The following is a 24,567-nucleotide window of genomic DNA, read 5'->3' on the forward strand; positions in this document are numbered from 1 at the left end:
AAATATCTGTTTCTCATGGATATATTTCCTATTTTGCGCTTGGTTTGCTGGGGCCGCCTCCAAACCATAGCTCCCCTTCAGAGTTGCCACGACCTGTCAGAAGCTCGCTGGCAGCGAGCCATCACATTAAGAAGATTTAATGTCGTTGCCCGATTGTTGTCACAATCGCGCCGGATCGTTTCAGCATCTCGGCGCGTCAATAACAGCCGAGCCAGCGTGCCACTATTGATTTGGGAGTGATGCGATGAGTCGCTTTCGTCATTTTCTGCCGGCCTTATTGCTTGCCGGCGGGATGGTTTCGTATGCCTCCATGGTCTCGGCGCAGACGGCGCCAACCAAGCCCACAGGCTTGTGGCTGACGACGGATTTTCCGGTTCTGACCGAACGTATCGGTGAAGATACCAGCCTCTCCTTGACCCTTTCCAGCTCCAATCTGCCTCCGGCTCGCGTTGCCTTTTCCGTCAACGGCCTCCCGGAGAGCTGGAAGTGGGAACTGGATGGCGGAGGAAGGCCTGTTAGCGCGGCGATTGTGGGCGCCGACGACAGCAAGAGGCTGACCCTGAAGATTACTGCGCCCGAAAACACCAAGCCGGGAACCTATAATTTCACCGTTCGCGGCACATCCGATACGAATGAAGCTCTGCAATTGCCGATTTCCATGACACTGGCTGCCGCGGAACCGGACAAGGTGACGCTGACGCCGAGTTTGCCGGCGCTACGAGGAACGCCGCATTCGAATTTCGACTTCGATGTCGCCATCAAGAACGACAGTCAGGAAAACCAGACCCTCAATCTCGTGTCGGACGCTCCGTCCGGCTTTGCCGCCACGTTCAAAGAGCAATATGGCAGCCAGGAGCTGACCAGCCTTCCCTTCAAGCCCGGCGAAACCAAGACCGTAAAGGTTTCAGTCAAGCCGCCGCAGAATGTTGCGGCCGGCAAGTATCGGGTCATGGTTGAAGCATCCAGCCCGAAGGTAGAGGGCAAGACGCAGCTGGTGCTCGATGTCACCGGTGAACCGTCGATATCTCTATCTGGCCCGGATGGCCGGCTTTCCGGCAGGGCGGTGGCCGGCAGGGAGCAGGTGTTCAACTTTACCATCAACAATTCCGGCACGGCGCCTGCCAACGATGTCAAGCTTTCGGCAAGTACTCCCAGTGGCTGGAATGTTGAGCTCGACCCGAAGACGCTCGATGCCATCGCACCCGGCGCGCAGCAGACGGTCGCTGTCCACATGACGCCATCGAACAACGCGATTGCTGGCGATTACATGGTCAGCATAAGGGCAGATGGTAACGGCGTATCCGACAATGCGGGCTTCCGTGTCACCGTGACGACGTCAACCATCTGGGGCGCTGCAGGTCTCGGCGTCATCGGCGCCGCCGTGATCGTACTCGCCATGGCCGTGACAAGGTATGGACGCAGATGAGTGCGCCGGTCATCGAGGCTGCGGGCCTCACCAAACGCTACGGCCGCTTAGTCGCCGTCGAAGGACTCGACCTGGTCGTCAACAAGGGAGAGATCTTCGGCTTGCTCGGGCCAAACGGCTCCGGCAAGACGACGACGATCCTGCTTCTGCTCGGCCTGACCGAACCCGACGGTGGTAGCGTACGCGTGCTGGGTCATGATCCCTTGCGAGAGCCGCTGGAGGTCAAGCGCAGGGTCGGCTACTTGCCCGATGCAGTCGGATTCTACGATAGCATGAGCGCGTGGGAGAACCTGCGTTACACGATGCGCCTCGCCGGCATTGCCGACGCAAAGGAGCGCATTGCGAGCGCGTTGGCGCGCGTGCGCCTCACCGAGGTTGCCGATCGACGCGTATCGACGTTTTCCCGCGGCATGCGACAGCGGCTCGGTATTGCCGATCTGCTGGCCAAGGGAAGCGAACTGGCCATTCTCGATGAACCAACATCCGGTCTTGATCCGCAATCGACCCAGGAGTTGCTCGACCTCATCGTGCAGCTCGCTGGCGAAGGCATGACGATCGTACTGTCCTCGCACCTTCTATCGATGGTCCAGGCTATCTGTTCCCGGGTGGCTTTGTTCCATCGCGGTAGGATCGGGTTAGTTGGCCGTGTTACGGATCTCGCCAGCCAAGTTCTGGGTGGTTCGTACATCATCGAGGTCGAAGCGGACGGGTGTGACGCTGCCAAAATACTAGCGGAAATTCCACAGATTACGCGGGTGACGGCCATCGCATCTGATGTCACCCGCGTCGACGCGAAGATCGATATTCGCGCCGAAATCGCGAGCCGGATCGTTGCTGCCGACGGTCGTCTCAAGCGATTGTCAATGGATCGCTCAAGCCTTGATGAAGTCTATGTGCGCTATTTTGAACAGGTGGATCATGCGGCGTGAAGGTTCCCCATTTTCCGGTCTATCGACGGTCGCCATGAAGGAGGCTGCCGATCACATGACGAGTCCGCGCATGCATCTCGTGATGCTGCTCGTGCTCCTGACGGCCTTCGGCTCGATCTACGCGGCGATCGGCGAGATCAAGAATGCGCTGAGCGAAGATCAGTTTCTCTTCCTTCGCATCTTCACGACGGCCCGCGAACCGCTCCCATCCTTCGTCGCCTTCCTGGGCTTCCTCTTGCCGCTGGTGGCAATTGCACTTGGATTCGACGCCATCAACGGTGAATACAATCGCCGGACGATGAGCCGCATCCTGTCGCAGCCGATCTATCGCGATGCCCTGCTCGCGGGAAAGTTCATTGGTGGGCTTCTGGTCATTGGGATCTGCCTCTTAACACTCTGGCTGCTCGTGACCGGTATGGGCATTCTCATGCTCGGCCTGCCGCCATCGGCGGAGGAAATCATGCGCGGCCTGGCCTTCCTGATCGCATCGCTTGCCTATGCCGGTGTCTGGCTGGCGATCTCGATGCTGTTTTCGACGCTCTTCCGGGCGCCTGCGACTTCGGCGCTGGCCGGGCTAACGCTGTGGCTCGTCTTCACGATCTTCTGGAGTATGATCGGCCCGCTCGTGGCTGGTACCATAGCGCCCGTCGATCCGTTCGATCCGACGACGGCGGTGCATCAGGCGGAAATCGCCCACGCCATTGCGCGACTATCTCCCAATACGCTGTTCGGCGAGGCGACGCTTGCGCTTCTCAATCCCGCGACCAGGGCGTTGGGACTTATTTTCGTCAGCCAACTCCAGGGAGCCTTGATTGGTGCACCATTGCCCTTCGATCAAAGCATCCTGCTTATCTGGCCGCAATTTTCCGGGCTAATCGCCGCCATGCTGCTCGTCTACACAATCGCCTATGTCGTATTCCAAAGGCAGGAGATCAGAGCATAGGGGCTAACACGATAGCACAATAAGGTTAGGACCTTTATGCGGTGACGATGGTGCGCACAGCTTGAACCGGATCGAAGCCCAATATCTCAGCGAGTTCCAGAAACTCGATCACATTAACCTGTCGCTGCCCGCTCTCAAGACGGGTGACAAAGGACTGACTGGATGTCGGTGACAACCACTTCGACAAACAAACGCTGCTTGAACTGAGTGGCACGATTACTTCAACAGGCCAGGGCACTCACTATCCGAGATTATGAAATCGTGTCCAAGCTTGACCTGCAATTGCGTTCCCGGGCGGGGTTCGCATACCCCAAAGGCGCTCCGTCGGACATGCGCGCCAGCGGCTTGATCACTTGTCGATGGGTACCCTTAGCCGCCGAGGGATCTCTATAGGAGGGTAAGGAGAACCGCACTGCTTACCGGTTTTGTAGACCGAAACAACGTCTCACCCTCCTTGCTGACCAATACGATGCAAAAGTCCACCACTGAATTGGCGCCAAGTTGGGAACGAAAGACTTTTGAACGCAATCCACTCACGGCGCCAAATAAAGGCGTCACCTTGCCGTCGTGCACGCGCACCACCGCAAGGTCAGCTTCTTTGAGCCCCTTGCGATCTTCAAGGATCAGACGCTCCTGCTCACGACCTGCTTCCCGGGCTAGATCGCTGAAAATCACCACCACCGGCTTCTTACCCCGAAAAATCTCAAGCCCCTGGTCGGATTTGCGCGGCTGCAGCTTCAGCTCACGATATTCATCGACAATCGTCATCGGTCTATCCTCTACCGAAGTTCTGGGGGACTACGCATTCGAAGAGGAACCCGCCCTGGCTGGCTTTGTTCCGAACTCTTTCCGTCAACAAATCAGACACCGGGTCGCAATCCGCGAGCGGGCTCTATCGACCGGTGGGACGTGTACCTCCGATGCCGACGTGCAAATCGGGGCAAGCCCCGATTATTTACCAGAATAAACCAGATTAACTGAGACTGAAGCTGCTCATCGACGAATGTCTCAGTCCCACGCTCGCCACCATCGCTCGTGAGCGTGGGCCGAAGAATCAACCTGCGTTCCGTGGTTGGGCATGTCCGGACAGGCCGACCGTAGTGTCGCACGACAAGCAGTCGACGATGGCTACATCCTTGTAACGCATAACACCGCCGATTTCTTGCCGCTCTATCAACAAGAGGAGGTTCATGTCATATTTGAGCAAGCACTGCTTCATTGAGCTGTCGCTACGCGCGTGAAAGTTGTCTCCGCATGCGATTTGAGTGATGGGAGAGGTCGGCGCGCACGGCGACTTTATTGACGATGCGGCGTTCGGCGGATCTCAAAATGTAATCCGGTTCAATGCCGGCAATGGCGCAGTGGTCGGCGTCGATGGCTATGGCCAACTTAAACGACATTAGGACTTAGTGGAGCTTCTAAGACAGGAGTTCCGTGGCTTCCCCTTGCTCCGAAAGCAGTTTTACAGCCTTCTTGTCAAACGACACGAAGGTTTCGCCGCCCAGCCAACGTCCCTCGTACGCCATGATCCCGTCGGCGAAATCGCCTCCGGCTTCCAACAGCGCCAGCCCGGCCTCTACTGCTTGGCGATTCATAACCACGTTCCCAGCGTCGAGTAGAGCTCGGATCGCAGCGGCCACATCCTGCTTCTCCAGTTTGGCTCCTTGCTGCAATATCCAAACCAGCTCGCACAGAGATGGCAGCGACACCGCGATCAAGGTCGCGCCCTTGAGCAGCTTTCGGGCTGTTTGGCACTGGGCGGGATCGTCTTGCAGGATCGCCCGCGCGAGTACGTTCGTATCGGCGGTGATTTTCATTCGTCGCCCAGCTGTCCGGCCCACCCGGTCGCCGCAATCTCGTTCATTTGCTCGATCGTCAGTGGTTTTTTCAACTTCACTTTGCCGTCGAGGGCATGGAAGAAGTCTTCTATGCTGCCTGTTGCCCGTGCGGCCCGCACCCGCAGCTCGCCGTCGGGGAGCTTTTCAAAATTGATCCGATCTCCCGGCTTGATGCCGAGGTGTTGCAATAAGTCCCGCTTGAGCGTGATTTGCCCTTTTGCCGTGACTGCGAGCGATGCCATCACAACCTCCATTGAGCTTACTTAGGTGTATTTGGTAATGCAAAAATCAATTACCGTCAATACAGAACCAGTTCCAGACTGAGCTGAAGTCGCGCAATTCCTGATTTCTCGATCCGGATTCCAGCAAAGGCAGTTTCGCTTGAGGAGGCCCGGGGCGCGCTCTGAAAGCTAGCATCGCGATGCGTTGGCGAAAGCCACATAACGGATGAATTATCGCATTCGGTTATCCAAACCTTGTCGGGCATGGCATGAACGAGCAGCACTGGGGCGTCCAACAGGATATCGTCCGCTGTGGCTTTCCAACTCCGATCTCGCCGTCGCGGCTGATCTGGTCAAAGCTTCCTCGCTAGTCTTGAAGCGGCCGAAACAGGGCTGCGATCTCGGCTTCGCCGAGGACGAACGGGTTGCTTTCGCCGCTGTCGAACAGGGCATCGGCCACGGCTTGCTTTCGCTCCTGCATCCCGCAAATGGCCTGCTCGACCGAGCCTTCGGCAATCAGCCGGTAGACGAAGACCTTGCGATCTTGCCCAATGCGGTGAACACGATCCATAGCCTGACGTTCGACCGCGGGGTTCCACCACGGATCATAAAGGATCACCGTATCGGCCGCAGTCAGCGTCAGGCCAGTTCCTCCCGCCTTAAGACTGATCAGGAAAATCGGCACGTCGCCGTTCTGGAAACTGTCGACGACCTCATCCCGGTTCACGGTGCGTCCGGTCAGCCGGGCATAAGCCCAGCCTTGGGCCTGAACATCGGCTTCTATCAAATCCAGCATTTCGACAAATTGCGAGAAGACCAGAACCCGACGCCTTTCCGCCACCAAATCCGACAGAAGTTCGATCAATCGTTCCCGCTTCGCGCTCTCGGTCACGGCTTTGACGTCGTCATGCTTGAGAAGCGTTGGGTCGCAACAAATCTGTCTCAGCTTTAACAAGGCGTCGAGAATAGTGATATGGCTTGCCGCCAGCCCTTTTTCGGCGATCGTTTTGCGAACCCGCTCGTCCATGGCCAGACGCACCGCCTCATAGAGTGAGCCTTGTTGGTTGCCTAAAGGCACAAGCTCGGTGATTTCGGTCTTCTCCGGCAGATCGATTGCAACCTGTTCTTTGGTTCGCCGCAGCATGAACGGTCGGATGCGGACATTGAGGGCGGCTTGCGCGCGCGAGTCTCCCTGCTTCTCGATCGGAGTGACAAAACACGATCGAAAATTCTTTCGATCGCCGAGAAGACCGGGAACCAGCCAGTCGTAAAGCGACCAAAGATCCATAAGGGAGTTTTCCATCGGCGTGCCGGTCAGAGCCAGCCGCATCCGGGCATTCAGGCTGCGGATCGCCTTGGCAATGCCGGAGGCGGGATTCTTGACGGCCTGTGCCTCGTCCAGAATGACGACATCCCATTGCCGGGATGCCAGAACACCCAAATCGCGGTGAAGCAGCGCATAGGTGGTGATCACGACATGATGATCGTCGATGATCTCGACGTCTTTCTGCCGGCCTGGCCCATGCAGGGCCAGGACCTTGAGATCGGGCACGAACAGTGCTGCCTGTCGCCTCCAGGTGTGAACGAGACTGGTTGGCACCACAAGCAACGCCGGAATCTTCGGTGCATCTTGTCCCAAAAGGCGCCGCGCCAGAAATGCCAGCGTCTGTATCGTCTTGCCCAATCCCATGTCATCGGCAAGAACGCCTCCGAACCCGGTCTCTCCAAGTGCACATAACCAGCCGTAGCCGATCGCCTGATACGGCCGTAACGCTCCATGGAAACTGATGGGCGGCTCGACGTCCGGCGTATGCGAAAGGGCTTGTAGCCTGCGCCCGAGTGCAAGTAGTTCTGCGCCCCCGTCAAAAGCAACTCCGCAGCCATCGAGCGCATCGATGACATCGTGAGCGCGACCTGCTTCGGCACGGTGAAAGCCGTCGAGAAGGCCGCTCGCCGTCAGAAACACGCGTAGAAGCGGAACAAGTAAGGGCGCGTCGAGAGCGACGTAACGTCCGTCTTCCAGTTGTGGATAGAGTTTCATCCCGTCAAGGACGGCGCCAACGGCATCCTCCCAGTCCTCATCGTCGCGATCGATAAAGTCCAGTTGCGCCAACAGTTGCAGAATTGTCGGCACCAGATCGACCTTGTGACCATCCGCCATCAGGTTGAGGTCGAACGAAAACCAGTCGTTATCTGCGGTCATCGTCTGCGGCATGGCTGCGCCGCGGATTTCGACAACCCCTTCATAAAAGGAAAACGGCCAGTCGGGGGAGATATCAATCTGCCAGCCTTCAGCTTTCAGGCGGGGAACAATCGTTGCCATGAATTGCAGCACATCGACTCGCGGCGCATCAATATCAGGATCTCCAAAATCGTCGAGCTCCTCGTCATCTGGATCCGAGAAGTAGAGATCCTCATCCCTGGCATTACGCGGCCATGTTTCCATCATGTCCGCCGCATATCTCGCCCCGGCGTCCTCAAGCCGGCTGTAGGCCCGTTCTTCTGCCTGCTTATCGCGCAGGAAGGTGATCACCTTGCCACCTTCCAAAAATCGCTCTTTGTCACCGGATCCGCCTTCGACGACGTGTCCGTTATAATCGAAGCTGACCCTGATCGTCGGCAGGCGCACGGTTTTCGTATTCCAGCCATAGGAATCATGCCGCGTCGCCTTGATGACAAACAGCTTCAGACAGGGAACAGGAGCACGGCCCTGGCGGGTTTCGGCCGCGATCATGGACGGCTCCGGGATATCAGCAATACCGATCTCGAAAACCCCTTGAGCGACCGCGACGGCATGCTCGGGAGCGATGGCCGGCGCCTTCAGCAGAACCGAAAGCATGCGAGGCGGAGCGTTGGTCACAAGAGGCCCAATCTCGCCAGTTTGCGTATCGATGAACATGGGGGGATCGATGGCGAGTGGGTGAATTAATTTCTCCTGCTTATCCTTCAGGACGAGCGTCTGGCAACCGTCTGCCTGCGTGTCCCAGAAAAACCGCGCCTGTCGTTCGCTCCCCATGAACAGGGCCGGTCCCTGTGGATCCTTCCATCTACCGCGTCCCGTCCGCACGATCATGTCGATGAGTGAAACGAGTTCCTCTGCGGCTGGAACTGTCGTTGCAGGATAGTAATATCCAGTATGAGCCGTGACACCGAGAATGCGGATCCGCCCGAGGATCCGCAGATCCTGCGGACGGATGAATTTAGGACAATCGATGCTCGTTAACCGAGAGGTGTCGTAGCGCCTTGCCTTTGCGTAACCGCCTGACTTCAGCACGGACGTCTTCATCGTCTCAACGGTCAAGCCGCTCCTCGCATTCTCATCGAGAATATAGAGCAAGCGATCCCTGACAGTCGCCGGCCAATCTTCCTGATCGTCATCACCTTGAGCTTTTGCACGCCGCAACATACCGAGCCATTGGGAAACCAATGTCGGCAACTCCTGCGGCAAGGCGGGTTTCCGACGATCAGCTGACAAGATCGCTGGGTCATCCCTCACAAAACTTTTGGTATGCTGGGCAGCGATGTTGTGGCACACCGCCGCCACATGTTTGCAATTGATGCCGACCGGGCAACTGCATCTGCCGCTTAAGCCCTGCTCGTCGCGGATCGGAGAAATCGTCTGGTTATACGTTTTTCCGCCGCTGCCGCGAACCGATGCGGTGATATTCCCGTCCGCCTCATGGCGAACGCGTGAAACTCGCCCCTGTCGTGCATAGGAAACGCCACGCTCCCAGGTACGCGCGTCGAACAGGGATCGAAACTGCCGTTCAGTCAAATCCATCGAGCACCAGGTCCAAATCGTATCCATTCCCCAGGGTTTGTTAACGCCAACAGCCCAACGGGCACAAGCCGAAACCTGCTGTAATCCTTGGTATGCCGGGATTAGATCACCCCCAGCCCCCAGCCCTCAGCCCTCAGCCACCTGCGTGAACGGCGAACCTGTACATTTGATGAGGCTGTGCGATCCGCGGTTACTCTGGTCGAATGGATGAAGCGCCCAAAGATTTTCGCGTTCGATGGATCACAATGTCGTTAGCCGCCCGGCTGTCACCTGTCCTGCGGCATGAGCGATCGATGTTCGGCAAGATCAGTGGAGAATTCCCAAGAGAAGGTGGCTGTTCGTTTCTGTCGATCGGACAGGACAGGCCGCCGTCAGAGGGCGTTATTTCAGCGGCAAAAACAGCTCCGCGATCGGCGATGTCACGTTGTCTGCAACTTAACGGTTGGCGGATAATTGGGCGAGGATGAGCTCGATGACGATCAGTTACAAGAATCACCGCCTTCCGCCGCAGATCATCGCCCATGCGGTGTGGCTGTATTTCTGGTTTCCGTTGAGCCTGTGACGTGCCACTGAACTTTCATCCAGCGGCGATCAGAGCTCCGGCGGTGGCACGTCAGATCGCTTGCCAACCAACTTTGAGTACCCGGAGGCAAAGCTCGGGCGCGGGCGGTTCGTAAAGGCGGTTTTTCCAAGACTTCGAGGATGAGCGCGGATTGATCACCCGATGACCATCATGCATCAGCTCTTGCGGCGCGACGATAGTGGTCGCTCCGAGATGCGATGCTCGAGCGCAAAATCTGGTCCCTGGTCTTGAAGCATGTCGGACAGGCGGCGGTAATGCCCACAGGCGTCGCATCGGCATCTCCGCTCTCCTGTGTCGGCATCAAAGCCCCGATAATGCATGCGATCGACCGCGCCACACCGCGGGCATGGGATTTCAGGGCGGATCTCCATACCCAGCCGGACCTTCGCCTCCCAATGTCCGGTCGGATCGAGCTCGAGGATCCACTGGCGTGTCCGCTTGATCCAACGCGCCACCGTCACCGCTTTGACGCCAAGGGCGTCTGCCGCGTCGGTGACCGGCCGCTGTTGCGACAAGAGCTTGATGAACAGTGGAAGGTTGCGGAACTTTAGCCCCGATAGCGGTGTACCGGTCGTACGGCGGAAGTGGACGTCACAGTCGAGGCATCGAAAGACGGGGATCACCGGTTTAGGGTGTGCGGCCCGCGTGGCAAGAACAGTTTCCGTACCCTGGCAATGGGGACATCGTGGCGGTACTTCGGACAGTGACAGGATTTCATCGAGCTGGCCTTCCAGCCAAGCGGTGAGTGCTTTGTCTTCGGTATCGGGAATCTGTCGATAGTGCCCAACGAGTGGCAGCATGGGGTCAAAGACCCGTTTGGGGGTCAACGTCGTTGTCATCTCATCTATCGGTATTTCGTTGGTTTCTCGTAAGGTGCTGCCGCCTGAGTTCAGCGGGCTACCGAGGGAGTATCCATGAAAATAGATCTTTCAACTCCGCCCGTAATGCGCAGCCGCTATGGTCCATAGTCAGTTGGCGGATTCGTCCGGATCGGCGTCCTTGGCCTTGGTGAAGAGGCTCTTCAGCGCGCTGGTCTTCGCCTTTGCAGCCTTATTGGCCTTGATCGCCCGGGTGGCGGCCTTCGCCTGTTCCAGCATCATCTCGATCTGGATCTGCTGAATTTCTGTCAGCCGCTCCCATTGGCGATTGAGGAGATGATCGACCTTTTCATGCAGGTGGCGGATTTCCAGTTCTGCCTTCAGGTTGACCTTGTAGTCGTTGAGCGCGCGCAGGCGATCTTTCTCTTCCTGGCGCCGCTGGCTCATCATGATGACGGGCGCCTGCAGCGCGGCGATCGTCGAAAGGACGAGGTTGAGCAGGATGAACGGATAGGCGTCAAAGGCCTGCTTTTCGCCCATGACGATATTGACAGCCATCCAGACGGCGAGAAACAGACAGAAGGAGATGATGAAGACCCAGCTGCCGCCGAAGGAGGCGACGCCGTCGGCCATCCGGTCGCCGATGGAGCGGTGGTCCTCATAATCCTCTTCGATGTTTTCGGCGAGCGTATCATGCGTCTTCAGGCTTTCGACGACTTCGTCCTCAAGTGTGGAAAGTTCGCCGCGCTCGTCGGTCAGCAGCTCGGCGATATACTGAGCACGGTAGTCGTCCATCACCTTGCGGCTGATATAGTCGTCGGCGCGAAGTTCGGGGTGCTTCAGCCGCATGAAATCCGCCAGCGAGGGACGAAGGTCGTCGACATGCACCGCATCTTTTTTCTTGAGCACCTGACCGGTGATGGCGTCGATAAGCTTGACGGACTTGGCCTTCGCCTGGGCGAGGCTCTTCGTATAGTCGTTCATCTCCACCACGGTGGGGGTCTCGCCCTCGCCCGCGTCGAAATCGACTATGCCTTCCGCCGGTTCAAAGGTCTTCGTTTCTGCCATATAAGGAGGCCCTTTTTGAGGTTTTCGCTCATCTAACCAATAATGCGAACAGGAATATGACTATCGGAAGACTGTCGAAATCGCAGCCGCCACCAAACCATATCGTCGGGTGGTCTCGATCCCGTCGTTCCGCCTGCGTGTTTAATAGCGCTATTGTCCTAAGCAACGGCAAATGAATCTGGTTTTTGCGCATCGAGCCGCGATGTTTTTCGATCCAGCAGCCCCAAAAACAACCGGTCCGTGAGCTTTCGTAAGCGCTTGCGAAAGCCCTGCGTGTCGATGCGGAAATTTCCACCGATCAAATCAGGTTTATGAATTTCCGGCCCCTTGACCGAGGGCGACGGGCTTCTATTTGCCGCAGTGCAGCAGACATTCGCTACAACGAATAAATGTTAAATTTTCAATGAATTATCGTCAACAGTGTGTTGGGCCTGTTGCCACGGGTTTTGCAAACGTGCGGAAAGGATAGCCATGCACAATTCCCCGGCAAGTGACTTGCCCCCTGCAAAAGATTTGGAGTCTATCGCCCGGCAGGGCAGCCGCTTCAAGCGTATGGCTGTCAGGATACCAACTTACCTGACCGATCTTAAAGAAAATCCGGCCTGGTTGCCCATGTTCCTCTTGGCCAGAACCCTGCCCTTTCGGCGGATCCATTGGCTTGCGACCAGGCAGCCCGTAAAGCTCCCCGTTTCCGGCGCTTCGATGTTTACCGATGTCGAGCGCAGCGCCGTCGTCAATGCCTTGCGGACGGATGGTATCTATCCGAGCCTGATGCTGCCGGATCACATCCATCGGGAGATCGCCGAATTTGCTGGAAATACTGGCTGCTACGGTAATTTCAATAGGCAGCTCGAATTCGTGGCGAGCGAACATGGGCAAGCGGAAGCCCGGTTCGGGCGGCCGATTCTCAGCGGGCACTTCTTCGAACGCTCTCTCGATTGCGAGGCCGTCATGGCGGTGCAGCGCGATCCGTTGCTGATCGATGTCGCCCGCCAATATCTCGGCGGGCAGGCCAAGGTGATCACCACCCGCATCTGGTGGAGCTTTCCCACGCAGGCTTCCGAAGCCGACAGAAGCCTCGCCTCGCTCGACAAGTATCACTTCGATCTCGACGATTGGCGGATGCTGAAATTCTTCTTCAATCTCGTCGACGTGGATGAGGGCACCGGCCCGCACGTATTCATCAAGGGAAGCCACAGGCGTCGCCGGGTCCGGCATCAGCTGACTTTGCTTGTAGGGCATCCGGCAAACGAGGTGCTCGATTATTATGGGCAGGCGAATGCGCTGACGCTGACCGGCAAAGCCGGATCCGGCTTCGTCGAGGATCCCTTCGGCTTCCATATGGGCACGGTGCCCACGCGGAAGCCGCGCCTGATGATGGAGGTGGGTTTCGGCGTCTCGAAGCCCTCGCAGCGCCGCTTCCATGGGGAGCCGGTCCTTCGATAGACCTCGTTTGGCCGTCATGCCAAGGAGCGCCGCTACCGGGCGCTCCCCTCGATCCCGCCTCGGGACGAGCGGCCAAACCACCTGGCGATCAGATGATCGAGAGCGATGCGCCCAGGCCCGCCAGCAATGATCACCAGAAAGCAGGTTGCCCAGGTGCCGTGCGTCGGCCAGGCATCGGGATAGACGAAAATCTCAATCACCAGCGTCATGCCAAGCAATGCCAGCGCCGAAAGCCGGCTTGCCAGGCCGATGACGAGCAGAAAAGGAAAGAAATGCTCGCTGAAAGCGGCGATATGGGCGGCGATCCAGGGATCGACCAGCGGTAATTTATACTCCGTCTGGAAGAGATAGACGGCATTATCGGTCACATGCCAACCTTCCACTTCCGTCTGTCCCGCGCCAGAAGACGGCGGCAACCGACAGCCGCGCAATGAGCGCGATCAGATCATGCGGAATGCGGTCGAGAAGCTTTAAGCCGCCATAGAGTCTTTGGGCACGGTTTCGCGTTCGGCCGGAGCGGCCGTCATCCTGGTTCCGCATCTTGGTTCCTCTCATTCAGCGAATGGCCAGGAAAGCGCCTGCCGTGAACGCACCGGCGAGGTTGGCGGAAAGATCAAAATCTGCGGCTTCGGCAAGAGACGTCTCGAAGGCGCTGCCGAGATCGGTGCCGGCAAATAGCCGCTCCAGGAAGATGGCGCCGCCTGGAGGCAGACGATGCACTTCGACGATCATGTCCGGGCGGACGACGAGAGCATCCTCGGCCGTCCAATCGGCAATATCCGCAAGCTCGATTTCGCCGGTGTTCATCGCCCAGATGGTGACGGCCGGATGGGCACAGCGCACTATCGAGGCGGAGGGATGCGGCACGAAAGCGAGATCGGCTAGGCCTGCCGGCTCGATGGTCGCCAGCAAAGCGGCGTTGAGCGGCGTTGCATCGGCGGCGTGATAGGCGTGACCCCGTGCTGCCTCCAATCTCATGACGTCGGGCAGATAAGGGATTTCCCGCGCCGGCTTGAAATCCTTGACGAAGTCGGGAAAATCATCGCCATAGGCAAGCAGCAGCGGCGATCGCGGTGGATGCAGGCGGACGAATTCCTGCGCCATGGCTGCAAAGAACTCCTCACCGACGATCCTTTCGGCTGCCGGAAAGCGTGAGGCGAGTGCACTGATCAGGCCGATCGCGACATTGTTGCGATAGACGCCGAAGCGCCGCGCCGGCTCCGGGCCGCTCCAGGCTGTAAGCCCCTTGGGCACGGCCAGGTCAGAATCGATGAGGGCCGCGGCGAATTCGGTTTGCGTGGCGAGAGACATAATCCTCTCCTCATGCCGCTCGGCGCTTGGCCGCGCGTTTGAGGATGGCGTCAGCAGCCTCCGCCTCGGCTCTCAGAATCGGCCATTCCGGCACGTCGTTATCCCATTCGACCAGGCTGGCAATCGGCCCCGTCCGGCCGATCAGCTCTTCGTAAAGCTCCCAGACCGGATCCTTTACCGGGGTATCGTGGCTGTCGATCAGGAGCGGCTCGCCGGCATCGTCGATAGTCTCCGAATGGCCGCTCAGATGGATCTCGCGCACCCATTGCACCGGGAACCGCTCGAGATAGGCCCGCGCATCCATATGGTGGTTGGTGGCGGCGACAAAGACATTGTTGACGTCGAGCAGCAGGCCGCAACCGGTGTGGCGGGCGACGTCCGCCAGAAACTCCGTCTCTTCGATCGTGCTTTCCTCAAAGAGCAGGTAGGTAGCCGGATTCTCCAGCAGCAACTGCCGGCCGAGCAACGCCTGAACCTGATCGATATGATTGCAGACCTGCGCAAGCGTCGTCTCGGTATAAGGCAGGGGCAGCAGATCGTTGAGAAAGGTCGTGTCGTGGCTCGACCACGCGAGATGCTCCGAAAAGCTCTCCGGCTCGTAGCGATCGCAGACGATCTTCAGGCGGGCAAGATGTTCGGTATCCAACGGCTGCATCGAGCCGATGGAAAGACCGACACCATGAATGGACAAGGCATAATTCTGGCGCAGCCGGCCGAGCTGGGCATGCGGCGGGCCGCCGGCACCCATATAGTTTTCGGCATGAACTTCGAAAAAGCCGATCGGCTGCCTTTCGGCATCGATCGCGGCGAAATGCTCCGGCTTGAAGCCGACGCCGGCGCGGCGGGGAAGTTCTGACGGTTTCACTGTGGCCCCCGGGTAAGAGCAGTTCCAGCAAAAGTGCGAAGCGGTTTTGCGTCCGGAATTGCGTGAAAACAAAGAGATCATTCCGTCGAGAGGCGGGCGGCGCCTGTGAGAAGATGTGCCGCCCACGTGTTCGCGCTGCCTTGTCAGACGGGTGCCGGACCCTGCACCAGGGTACCGTGGCTGTTCGGCGTCTTGATCGTCTCGCAGGTTCCGGCGGGAACCAGCTTCCACGAGTTGCGCTGATAGTCGACCTTCGCTGTTCCGGCGCAGGTCGTGCCGGGGCCGGCGGCGCAATCGTTCTGGCCCTTGAGAGCGACGCCATAGCATTTTTCCTTGGCGTCGGCGGCCGAGGCGCTGGTTGTGCCGGCAGCCAGCGTCACAGCCGTGGCAACCGATGCGGCCAAGGCGAGTGCGGGCATCTTGTTCATGACATGCTCCTTACGACAGGTGATTGGCTGGCGATCCGGTTTCGGATCAGGCCGGGGTCAGCGAGCCATGGCCCTTCGGGGTCTTCATGGAGGTGCAGGTGCCTGTGGGAACGAGCTTGAAGGACATCTTATCGTAGCTCATGGTCGATTTGCCGGCGCAATCATGCTTGCCGGCGGCGCAATCGTTCTGACCCTTGAGGGCGACACCGTAGCATTTTTCCTTGGAGTCGGCTGCCGATGCCGGAACGGCGACGGATGCCAGTGCCGAGGCGATCGAGCCCGCGATGGCCAGGGTGATGATGCTGTTCTTCATGGATCTGTCTCCTTGATGGATGCGAGCCGCCATTGGCTTGCATCGAGGCTACGGAGCGTCACGGTCGGATGTTACAGCCATATCGAAATTTTTTCGAGATGGCCTCCATCATACTGCGCCGGCTATCTGCCCAGTCGGGTTGATGCTCCTCATAATGGCGAGCCTGATACGGGTATCGAGGAAAGGCGCGGGTTCGGCGGCTCCCGATGGAAACGAAAGGGCTTGAAAAATATGTGTCGTTGCCGGTAACGAAAGCCTGCGGTTCCGCGTAGAGGAGATGTCGGATGAATCATTCGGCGCGCGAAAAGGAATGGGCAGTCTGGATGCGCGCCGCCATCAGCGGCGATGCGCAGGCGTATCACCGTTTCTTGTCCGCGGTGACGCCGCATCTGCGCGCCATGGCGAAAAGGCGGTGCGATCAGCTCGGTGCGCCGGCGAGCGAGGCCGAGGATGTGGTTCAGGAAGTGCTGCTGGCTGTCCATCTGAAGCGCGGAACCTGGGATTCATCGCGCCCGATCGGGCCCTGGCTGTCGACGATCGTGCGTAACAAGCTGATTGACAGCCTCAGGCGGCGTGGGCGGCATATGAGCGTACCGATCGACGATGTGATCGATTTTCTGGAGGCGGAAGACCATGCCGACGCCTTGGATCGGTTCGATGTCGATCGTATCTTGGAGCAGTTGAAGGATCCGCAGAAAACCATCGTACGCTCGATTTCCGTTGAGGGAGCCAGCGTGCGGGAAACGGCGGGTCGGCTGAAAATGACGGAAGGGGCGGTGCGCGTGGCGCTGCATCGCGCGCTGAAGGCGCTTGCGGCCATCTATCGGAGTGAGACCAGTGAAAACCGATGACCTCATTAATCTTCTGGCGCAGGACGCGCCGGTCCGCACACGGATCGGCAAGGCCCTGACCATGGCGGTCGTCGCGGGCATCCTGATCAGCGGTGGCATTTTCTTTGCGATGATCGGCTTTCGGGCCGACATAGACAGCGCGATGCAGACCGTCCGCTTCCTGTTCAAATTCGTGGTGACCATTGCGCTTGCCGTGACCGCTTGCGCCGTCGTCTTCCGCATCGGCCGGCCAGGCGTATCGCTGCGCATCTGGGGCTGGACGCTATTGGCGGCGCCGCTCCTGCTGCTTGCCGCCGCCGCCGTCGAAATGGCCATCATGCCGGCTGACAGCTGGAGCGCGCGAATGATCGGGCACAATGCCCGCTTTTGCCTGACGCTCATTCCGCTTTTGTCGATCGGGCCGCTTGCCTGCTTCCTTTTTGCGCTACGCCATAGCGCGCCGGAAAGCCCGGGTGCGGCCGGTGCCGTCGCCGGCCTTGCCGCCAGCGGTATCGCCGCGACCTTTTACGCCTCCAACTGCACGGACGACAGCCCGCTTTTCGTCATGCTCTGGTATCCGATCGCGATCGCCATGGTGACATCAGTCGGATATGTCCTCGGCAAACGCCTATTGGGCTGGTGAAATGACCAGCCCAATACTTCCAGCATGGCTATCATCTCGGGCATGGACGGCGCTTTGCCAAAAAATCGCATTTGCTTGCGGTAAACTATTTGCATTTGCGACGAATTCGATTATAGAGGCGCAGCCTTCACCGCAAAGGGATTTTATCGCTAGCGGTCGTTGGGGAATAGTTCAATGGTAGAACGACGGACTCTGACTCCGTTAATCTTGGTTCGAGTCCAGGTTCCCCAGCCAATTTTATCTAAATCGCGTCAATTTGTTGATTTGCCAGTCGTCTCAGAGATTGATTGGCGTCAACGGTGACATGATACCTGCAATAAGGATGGGTTCCTGCCCTAAACATCAGGGCTAGCGGTCATATCAAACCACGATGGAAAGCGAGTAGCCGAGCTAGATGGTCGTTGCGTGATACACGACCTGCTGATGGCCCATTTGCTCGGTGGCCTAGCATCAATCAAGTGGGACGTGGAGGGTTTCATTCGAAAAGTGCTTGGCAGTGTCGCGCTCGATCTCCAGGCTGAGGCTGAAGCAGCCGGCACCCAGCAAGCGACGCGCTTTGCTTATTCTATGAAGACATTGTAGAACTTCACGGCAAACATCGCGCCCTCGCTTGGTGGCGGTGCAAGACGCGATCTGAGCTAAATGCCCGAAGAGCTTGAAGACCCGATGGTGGCTGTTAGGCGGATTATTTACTCGACTCGCGCGAATTTGAGGGCATACTCTCTACCAGCGCTCAGGCAGAGATGGACGCGATGGACGAGGATTTTCCATATATCGAACAGGAATGGAAAAGCGCCCTGGCAGTTGTCGCTATGGTGCTTACGTGCATAATCCTGATCGTCGCTGCTTTTTGGCTTTAATCTCAAAATGTGCAGTCTGGCAAATTGTTGCAGTGGATTGCAACTTTGAGTAATTGCTGGTCACCATGGGCAGGCTTTACGGTGAGTGATGGTACGCGTTGTGAAAATTACTCCGAAAAAGCGCAGCTGCATACATAGCTCTGAACTCCTGTACGATGTGATCCTTGGTAAATCCAGCAATCACCCTCTCTCGGCCTTTTAGCTCGCAACGCGAATCTGCTCTCTCGCCATATTCCCTCTCTGGTTATGAAATGAAATGCTCCTTCGGTCGGTGAGGCGAAAGGGGCACTATGCTATTTCATTTAGGAGGCGAGAGACGCGCCACCATCCAGATATGATATCTTCCGATAAGACAACTCGTCCCAGTTTCCTCGGCTTCATAAAGCTCGCGGGCACAATGATCTGGCCTCATGATTAATTCGTCCAAAAGGCTAGCGATATCATCAGCACCAATCTGAGCTTCAGTGAATGTGCCAGCGCTGCGTTGTCGGGGCGTGGAACCTACCACTGCCATATCCTTGAGACCGAAAGCGGCAGCTTTCGCTAGGAACATCACAGCGCATTAACCCAAAACGACGAGGGAGCGGCGAAAGAACTTGACCAGGACAACCGACACGCCCAATACCCGAGGGCGAGTCAATTCTCGGCGCCAACCTCTGGGGGCATTGTAGAATAACGATCAGCTTTGATGCTGCATGACGCAGTCGGTACAGCGTTTTACAGCACATTCGTCGATCATCCCGGTGACTCGTTTTCCTCTGAGGCGATTGACTGCACGACGCTCCGCACGTCAATTGTTGAAGTAAGTTTGGGCGAGGCCGAAATACATGAGTGACGAGAGAGGGCACGTATCCTTTATGTTCAAGGACGCGAATAATTCATTTTTATTCGACCGTTTGGCTGCAGCAATTTTTCGGTCCGGTAGATTACGTTCTGTTTGCAACAGCGCGCGGGGAATTTAGACGTGTTCGATAACGCAATTAAGCCGTCCCGATCATTTCTGATGGCGGTGCTATCGTCACTGAAGATGGCCTTCCTGGGGATCGGAGCGACCAGCGCGCTTGTCAATATCCTCGCACTAACCGGCTCGTTTTTCATGTTGCAGGTCTACGACCGGGTGATCCCGGCGCGTAGTCTACCGACCCTCGTCGGTCTTGGCATCATTGCGGCGACGCTCTATGCCTTCCAAGGATTTCTAGAGGTGGTCCGCTCAATGCTCCTGGTGCGCTTAGGACTCTCAGTCGATGAGCGCTTTGGAACAACAGTGTACGATTCTCTTGTCCTGTTTCCCGCGCGCATGCAGATGCAAGGAGATGGTCTCCAGCCCGTGCGGGATCTTGACGTCGTACGCTCTTTTTTTTCCGGGCCGGGGCCAACTGCTCTATTTGATATTCCCTGGATGCCTTTTTATCTTGGTTTGTGTTTCCTTTTTCACGTCTGGATCGGAGTCACAGCGCTTGCCGGCGCGTTGATACTTGTTGGACTTACAATCCTGACAGAACGGACGTCTCGCGAACCGGCAAAAGAGGCAGCTAAGATCATTTCGGAGCGCATGGCGCTGGCGGAAGAAACACGTAGAAACTCCGAAGCTGTGCTTGCAATGGGCTTCGGTCATATGCTTGGCGCGAAGTGGGATGAGATCAATGGCCGCTATCTAGGCAATCATTTACGCTTGTCAAACCTAACCATTACCCTCGGGACAATTTCGAAGATCTTGCGGGTGACGCTGCAATCAGCCGTGCTCGCCGTTGGCGCGATCCTCGTCATTCGTCAGGAAGCTTCGGGTGGCATCATGATTGCGAGTTCCATTCTCCTCAGCCGAGCATTAGCTCCGGTCGAATTGGCAATTAGCCAGTGGAAGGGCTTTGTTGCCGCCAGAGATAGTTGGTCGCGCCTGGTAAGGCTCGCCGACTTGATGTCTGTCGATGGGCGAGAGGTCGCTTTGCCCAAGCCAGAAAAAACCGTAAAAGTTGAAAATCTGCATCTTGCAGCGCCGAAGTCCAAGAACTCGATCGTACGAAATATATCCATGGAGCTCCAGGCGGGGGATTCTATTGGTGTGATCGGCCCCAGCGCATCCGGCAAATCCACCCTCGCGCGAGGGCTCGTCGGCCTTTGGCCACCGGTTGCAGGAGCGGTTCGCTTGGACGGAGCAGCACTGTCGCAATGGGATCCGCATGCACTTGGCAAACATATCGGATATCTGCCGCAGGATGTTGCACTCTTTAGCGGATCCATCGCCGAAAACATTGCCCGGTTTGATCCAGATGCGACCTCGGACAAGATTATTGCTGCTGCAAAGACGGCGGGCGTGTACGACATGATCCTGCAATTTCCCAACGGCTTTGAAACGAAGATTGGCGAGCAAGGGTCCGCGTTGTCGGGCGGACAGCGGCAGCGCATTGCGCTGGCCCGCGCGCTCTATGGCGAGCCGTTCCTGATCATTCTCGACGAGCCGAATTCGAATCTCGACGCTGATGGAGAGCTGGCGCTATCGCGAGCCATACTGAGCGTAAAGGCACGTGGAGGCATTGTCGTCGTCGTTGCGCATCGTCCTAGCGCGCTTGCTGCGGTCGACAAGGTTCTCGTGTTGACGAATGGCCAAATGCAGGCTTTCGGGCCGAAGGATGAAGTTCTCAGGAGGACAACGCAGCCCGGACCCCCGGGGCCTCAACCCGTCCGGTTGATTATCGGCGGTGAGGAGATGGCACAATGAACGGCGCTCTTACGCCGCTTGCCGAACGCGCCGTGCGCCGCCTAACGCTGGTTGCGCTCGCCGCCGTTATCCTTCTCGTCGGCGTTCTGGGGGGATTGGCTGCCACCATTCATCTTCAGGGTGCCGTTATCGCCACTGGTACGCTGGTTGTTGACAGCTATGTCAAGCCGGTCCAGCACCAAATGGGCGGTACTGTTGGCCAGGTGTTCGTCAAAAACGGCGATCTCGTTGCAGCTGGCCAAATACTCGTGCATCTTGACGATACGCAGGCCCGTGCCAATCGTGCCATCATCTTAAAGCGTCTGAAGGAGCTTTCGGCGCGTGTAGCTCGGCTCTCGGCAGAGCGAGATGCGAAAGAAGCAATCACTTTTCCAAAGGACCTTCTAAACGAACAAGACATAGCCGAAGTAGCGGCGATACTTGATGGAGAACGGCGGCTGTTTGAAGACCGGCGCTCATCCAGAATAGGCCGCAAGGCGCAATTGGCCGAACGGGTTCGTCAGCTTTCGAAGGAGGCGGATGGGCTGGGCGCTCAACAGGAAGGTAAACGACAGGCGATCGATATCATAAATACCGAACTCGCCAGTCTTCAGCCACTGCTTGAGCAGGGTATTATTCCCGCCACGCGGGTCTATAGCTTACGGCGTGATGCTGCTGATCTCACCGGCCAGCTTGGCAGTTTGGTCGCCTCCGCGGCTCAAACCAACGGAAAAATTGCCGAAACCCAGTTGCAGATTATTCAAGTCGATGACGATCAAAGAACCGAGATATCGGACCAATTGCGGCAGGCCGAAAGTGATATCGGCGAATATTCTGAGCGGCTCGTTGCTGCCGAAGATGAACTGACGCATGTTGATATTCGCGCACCCCAGGAGGGGATCGTTCATCAGCTTGTCGTCCATGCTACCGGAACGGTCGTCACGCCTGGCGAGGCGATCATGCAGATCGTGCCTGACAAGGATCCATTGACGCCGGAACTCAAACTGTCACCACGAGATATCGATCAAGTGGCTGTCGGGCAGGAGGTGATGGTTCGGTTTTCGGCTTTCAATCAACGCACTACACCGAATTTAGCAGGCCGCATAACGAGTATCGGGGCCGATCTCACAACCGACCAGCGAACTGGGCAAAGCTACTATGACATCAGAGTTGCTATACCTGCGGTCGAATGGGCCCGATTGGGTAATATGGTACCAATAGCAGGCATGCCGGTGGAGGCATTCGTCCAGACGGATCAGCGAACGATGTTATCCTATTTGGCAAAACCGTTGTCCGATCAGGTGGTTCGCGCGTTTAAAGAACAGTAACGATGTCGAAATGGATGGCGCTCGGAAATCAAGGATTGTGCAAGAGATGATGCTACCCATACTTGCAGACTTTCCTTTCCTCGTTTTTTCAGTGAAAAAGGGCTTTTAGACTCGCCATGCACCGGGAGATTTGTTGAATGCTTACTATCACCTATCCCGTCTCGGTGTTTGGAGACGATGCAGACGACTTGATCTACGGGCGGTATTGGGCGCAAACCTCAATCGATTTTTCATTCCCGACGAGTGGCGCGCAGTATGGCGCCTATGGCACCGGGGAGCAGCTAACGTTTCAGCCACTCAATGTCACCATGCAGGCTGCGGTGAATTCCGCGTTGGCACAATATGCCTCCGTCTCGAATCTTTCCTTCAACGAAAAGGCCGATGCGGGAAGTGCCACCATTAGGTTTGGCATGTCGGATGAGGCGCAAGATACCGCCTATACATATGCTCCGTCGAGTTCTGACCGGGGTGGTGACGTCTGGTTTGGTACGCAGACCGACGCAAGCGCGATGACCGATCCGATCAAAGGCAATTATGCCTGGATCTCCACTCTGCATGAAATCGGACATGCACTTGGCCTCAAGCATTCCTTTGAGTCTTCACCTTATAATTCCTGGGAGATGAGTATTTGGCATGACAGCATGGAATTCACTGTCATGAGCTACCGCTCCTATTTTGCGGCATGGACGAGCTTTGGTTATACAAACGAAAATTTCGGCTTTGCTCAGTCATTAATGATGTATGATATCGCGGCCATCCAGAAGTTGTACGGTGCAAATTTCACGACGCATTCCGGAGACACGACTTACACTTTTTCACCCACGACCGGTGAAATGTTCATTGATGGTGTCGGGCAGGGAAAGCCTGGCGACGATCGCATTTTTCTCACCATTTGGGATGGTGGCGGCAACGATACCTATGATTTCTCAAACTACACAACAAATCTGTCTATAGATTTGAGACCGGGCAGCTGGTCATTGATGTCCGCTGCACAAAGCGCCTACCTCGGGGATGGCAACTTCGCACACGGCAATGTCTATAATGCCCTGCAGTATCATGGCGATAGCCGCTCATTGATCGAAAACGCAATTGGCGGATCCGGCAACGATACGATTATCGGCAATGCCGCAAACAATACACTAAAGGGCGGCACCGGTAACGACTGGCTAGACGGCGGAGCTGGTTTTGACACGGCCGTCTTTGACTTTAGGCTAGCACAGGCGACGGTCGACTACGGTTACCGCGCAATGATAGTCAAGGGCGGCGGAGCGGTGGAAAGCTTGGTTTCGATTGAGAAACTACAGTTTTCGGACAGAGCGGTTGTTCAAAGTGACAGCCTAGTCGATGATATGTTCTATTACACCCACAATCGTGATGTTCTCAACGCAGGCATTGATGCGGACCAGCACTATGATCAGCTTGGTTGGAAGGAAGGGCGTGATCCGAACAATTTCTTTAGTACGTCCGAATATTTGGCGAAATATCATGATGTTGCGGCTTCCGGAATCGACCCCCTACAGCATTATGATCAATTCGGATGGAAGGAAGGGCGAGATCCCTCTGACCGGTTCCATACGAAGGAATATCTGCGGATCAATCCAGATGTCGCCGCAGCAAAGATTGATCCGCTTGAGCATTATTTGCATTTCGGTATGTATGAGGGTCGTGCTGTCACGGCGAATGATCTGCTAATTAATGGACAATTCTACTACCAGAATAACGCGGATGTAGCGGCCGCCCATCTCGATCCACAGCAGCACTATAACCAGTACGGCTGGCATGAGGGGCGAGATCCCGACGCATTTTTTGACACCTCAGCATATTTGGCCAGGTACAAAGACGTAGCGGCTGCTGGAATCAATCCGTTCCAGCATTACTTGGAATTTGGTTGGCATGAGGGGCGAGATCCCTCCGCAAAGTTTGATACTGCAGGGTATTTGAAACTTTACCCGGATGTCGCGGCTTCCGGCACCAACCCTCTTGTGCACTACTTGGAGTTTGGCATCTTTGAGGGTAGGACCTATGTAAACGATGGGTTGCTCGGATAAGCTGTACACAGGGCGCGCAGTCCGGTACTTGTGCGAAGCAGTAGCAGGTGCCGTGCGCTCAGGTCGCGACGCTACACTGTGGCGGGTTACGATATGTCGGCACAGGTTTCCTATTACTGTCCGGGATTGACTGGCGATCCGTCGTTGCCCGGTCGAAGTGTTGATTACGGGATGACCCGCCCTTCGGAGGACA

Annotated in this window: 19 protein-coding genes, 1 tRNA gene and 4 pseudogenes; 11 read left to right on the forward strand and 13 right to left on the reverse strand. The window is 56.9% G+C overall.

Going from position 1 to position 24,567, the window contains the following annotated elements; all coding sequences use genetic code 11:
• Positions 1–244: 244 nt before the first annotated feature.
• Genes HGP16_RS21335 through HGP16_RS21345 form a run of 3 tightly spaced genes read left to right on the forward strand, consistent with a single transcriptional unit; the run spans position 245 to position 3,298 of the window.
• Entirely contained in the window at positions 245–1,426 is a 1,182-nt protein-coding gene (locus HGP16_RS21335) for an NEW3 domain-containing protein (RefSeq protein ID WP_168841999.1), read from the forward strand.
• Positions 1,423–2,355 (forward strand): ABC transporter ATP-binding protein, encoded by a 933-nt coding sequence (locus tag HGP16_RS21340; protein ID WP_168842000.1) that lies wholly within the window; start codon positions 1,423–1,425, stop codon positions 2,353–2,355. The genes HGP16_RS21335 and HGP16_RS21340 overlap by 4 nt, the downstream gene beginning before the upstream one ends.
• Positions 2,356–2,389: 34 nt before the next feature.
• Positions 2,390–3,298 (forward strand): ABC transporter permease, encoded by a 909-nt coding sequence (locus tag HGP16_RS21345; protein WP_312867332.1) that lies wholly within the window; start codon positions 2,390–2,392, stop codon positions 3,296–3,298.
• A gap of 34 nt (positions 3,299–3,332) precedes the next feature.
• On the opposite strand, the pseudogene HGP16_RS34100 reads toward HGP16_RS21345, so the two are convergent.
• The 6 genes and pseudogenes from HGP16_RS34100 to HGP16_RS34735 form a co-directional block, all read right to left on the reverse strand.
• Positions 3,333–3,455: pseudogene (locus HGP16_RS34100) on the reverse strand (transcriptional regulator); the annotation flags it as partial.
• A gap of 230 nt (positions 3,456–3,685) precedes the next feature.
• On the reverse strand, positions 3,686–4,066 hold the full coding sequence (locus tag HGP16_RS21350) for a DUF4174 domain-containing protein (protein WP_168842002.1): 381 nt from the start codon (positions 4,064–4,066) through the stop codon (positions 3,686–3,688).
• A 650-nt stretch (positions 4,067–4,716) separates the two neighbouring features.
• The gene (locus tag HGP16_RS21360; RefSeq protein WP_168842004.1) at positions 4,717–5,115 is read right to left on the reverse strand and encodes a type II toxin-antitoxin system VapC family toxin; all 399 of its coding nucleotides are present in this window, start codon (positions 5,113–5,115) and stop codon (positions 4,717–4,719) included.
• Positions 5,112–5,378 carry an AbrB/MazE/SpoVT family DNA-binding domain-containing protein gene (locus HGP16_RS21365; protein ID WP_168842005.1) on the reverse strand — a complete coding sequence of 89 codons (267 nt, stop codon included), beginning with the start codon at positions 5,376–5,378 and terminating at the stop codon, positions 5,112–5,114. The genes HGP16_RS21360 and HGP16_RS21365 overlap by 4 nt, the downstream gene beginning before the upstream one ends.
• A 346-nt stretch (positions 5,379–5,724) precedes the next feature.
• Complete coding sequence (locus tag HGP16_RS21370; protein ID WP_312867331.1) at positions 5,725–7,986, reverse strand: DEAD/DEAH box helicase; 2,262 nt, start codon at positions 7,984–7,986, stop codon at positions 5,725–5,727.
• Between the two features lie 897 nt (positions 7,987–8,883).
• Positions 8,884–9,165 (reverse strand): annotated as a pseudogene (locus tag HGP16_RS34735) (SWIM zinc finger domain-containing protein); the annotation flags it as partial.
• Between the two features lie 436 nt (positions 9,166–9,601).
• Here HGP16_RS34735 and HGP16_RS21375 point away from each other — a divergent pair.
• Positions 9,602–9,697, forward strand: a pseudogene (locus HGP16_RS21375) (IS6 family transposase); the annotation flags it as partial.
• A 179-nt stretch (positions 9,698–9,876) separates the two neighbouring features.
• Here the strand turns inward: HGP16_RS21375 and HGP16_RS34105 are convergent.
• Both HGP16_RS34105 and HGP16_RS21385 read right to left on the reverse strand, forming a co-directional pair.
• Entirely contained in the window at positions 9,877–10,560 is a 684-nt protein-coding gene (locus HGP16_RS34105) for a DUF746 domain-containing protein (protein WP_246705581.1), read from the reverse strand.
• A gap of 129 nt (positions 10,561–10,689) precedes the next feature.
• On the reverse strand, positions 10,690–11,607 hold the full coding sequence (locus HGP16_RS21385) for a DUF1003 domain-containing protein (protein ID WP_168842007.1): 918 nt from the start codon (positions 11,605–11,607) through the stop codon (positions 10,690–10,692).
• Between the two features lie 471 nt (positions 11,608–12,078).
• Between HGP16_RS21385 and HGP16_RS21390 the strand changes: the two genes are divergently transcribed.
• Positions 12,079–13,053: a phytanoyl-CoA dioxygenase family protein gene (locus HGP16_RS21390; RefSeq protein ID WP_168842008.1), complete on the forward strand. Its 975-nt coding sequence runs from the start codon at positions 12,079–12,081 to the stop codon at positions 13,051–13,053.
• Between the two features lie 32 nt (positions 13,054–13,085).
• On the opposite strand, the pseudogene HGP16_RS21395 reads toward HGP16_RS21390, so the two are convergent.
• From HGP16_RS21395 to HGP16_RS21415, 5 genes and pseudogenes are all read right to left on the reverse strand, one after another.
• Positions 13,086–13,580, reverse strand: a pseudogene (locus HGP16_RS21395) (DoxX family protein).
• Between the two features lie 28 nt (positions 13,581–13,608).
• A complete protein-coding gene (locus tag HGP16_RS21400; protein ID WP_168842009.1) occupies positions 13,609–14,364 on the reverse strand; it encodes a DUF2063 domain-containing protein in 756 nt (251 codons plus the stop codon).
• Between the two features lie 10 nt (positions 14,365–14,374).
• Complete coding sequence (locus HGP16_RS21405; protein WP_168842010.1) at positions 14,375–15,229, reverse strand: DUF692 domain-containing protein; 855 nt, start codon at positions 15,227–15,229, stop codon at positions 14,375–14,377.
• Between the two features lie 143 nt (positions 15,230–15,372).
• The gene (locus tag HGP16_RS21410; RefSeq protein ID WP_168842011.1) at positions 15,373–15,657 is read right to left on the reverse strand and encodes a DUF2282 domain-containing protein; all 285 of its coding nucleotides are present in this window, start codon (positions 15,655–15,657) and stop codon (positions 15,373–15,375) included.
• Between the two features lie 46 nt (positions 15,658–15,703).
• The gene (locus tag HGP16_RS21415; RefSeq protein WP_168842012.1) at positions 15,704–15,970 is read right to left on the reverse strand and encodes a DUF2282 domain-containing protein; all 267 of its coding nucleotides are present in this window, start codon (positions 15,968–15,970) and stop codon (positions 15,704–15,706) included.
• 284 nt (positions 15,971–16,254) lie between these two features.
• On the opposite strand from HGP16_RS21415, the gene HGP16_RS21420 reads away from it, so the two are divergent.
• The 6 genes from HGP16_RS21420 (at position 16,255) to HGP16_RS21445 (ending at position 24,374) form a co-directional block, all read left to right on the forward strand.
• Positions 16,255–16,821 (forward strand): sigma-70 family RNA polymerase sigma factor, encoded by a 567-nt coding sequence (locus HGP16_RS21420; RefSeq protein ID WP_168842013.1) that lies wholly within the window; start codon positions 16,255–16,257, stop codon positions 16,819–16,821.
• Positions 16,808–17,443, forward strand: coding sequence for an NrsF family protein (locus HGP16_RS21425; RefSeq protein ID WP_168842014.1), 636 nt, complete (start codon positions 16,808–16,810; stop codon positions 17,441–17,443). Before HGP16_RS21420 ends, HGP16_RS21425 begins: the two co-directional genes overlap by 14 nt.
• Positions 17,444–17,603: 160 nt before the next feature.
• Positions 17,604–17,677 (forward strand) — tRNA-Gln (locus tag HGP16_RS21430).
• Between the two features lie 1,629 nt (positions 17,678–19,306).
• Positions 19,307–21,019, forward strand: coding sequence for a type I secretion system permease/ATPase (locus tag HGP16_RS21435; RefSeq protein ID WP_168842026.1), 1,713 nt, complete (start codon positions 19,307–19,309; stop codon positions 21,017–21,019).
• Positions 21,016–22,326 carry an HlyD family type I secretion periplasmic adaptor subunit gene (locus tag HGP16_RS21440; RefSeq protein WP_168842015.1) on the forward strand — a complete coding sequence of 437 codons (1,311 nt, stop codon included), beginning with the start codon at positions 21,016–21,018 and terminating at the stop codon, positions 22,324–22,326. Before HGP16_RS21435 ends, HGP16_RS21440 begins: the two co-directional genes overlap by 4 nt.
• Before the next feature lie 137 nt (positions 22,327–22,463).
• Positions 22,464–24,374 carry a M10 family metallopeptidase gene (locus tag HGP16_RS21445; protein WP_168842016.1) on the forward strand — a complete coding sequence of 637 codons (1,911 nt, stop codon included), beginning with the start codon at positions 22,464–22,466 and terminating at the stop codon, positions 24,372–24,374.
• Positions 24,375–24,567 lie beyond the last annotated feature (193 nt).

This window comes from Rhizobium sp. P40RR-XXII (assembly GCF_012641405.1).
Taxonomy (GTDB): Bacteria; Pseudomonadota; Alphaproteobacteria; order Rhizobiales; family Rhizobiaceae; genus Rhizobium.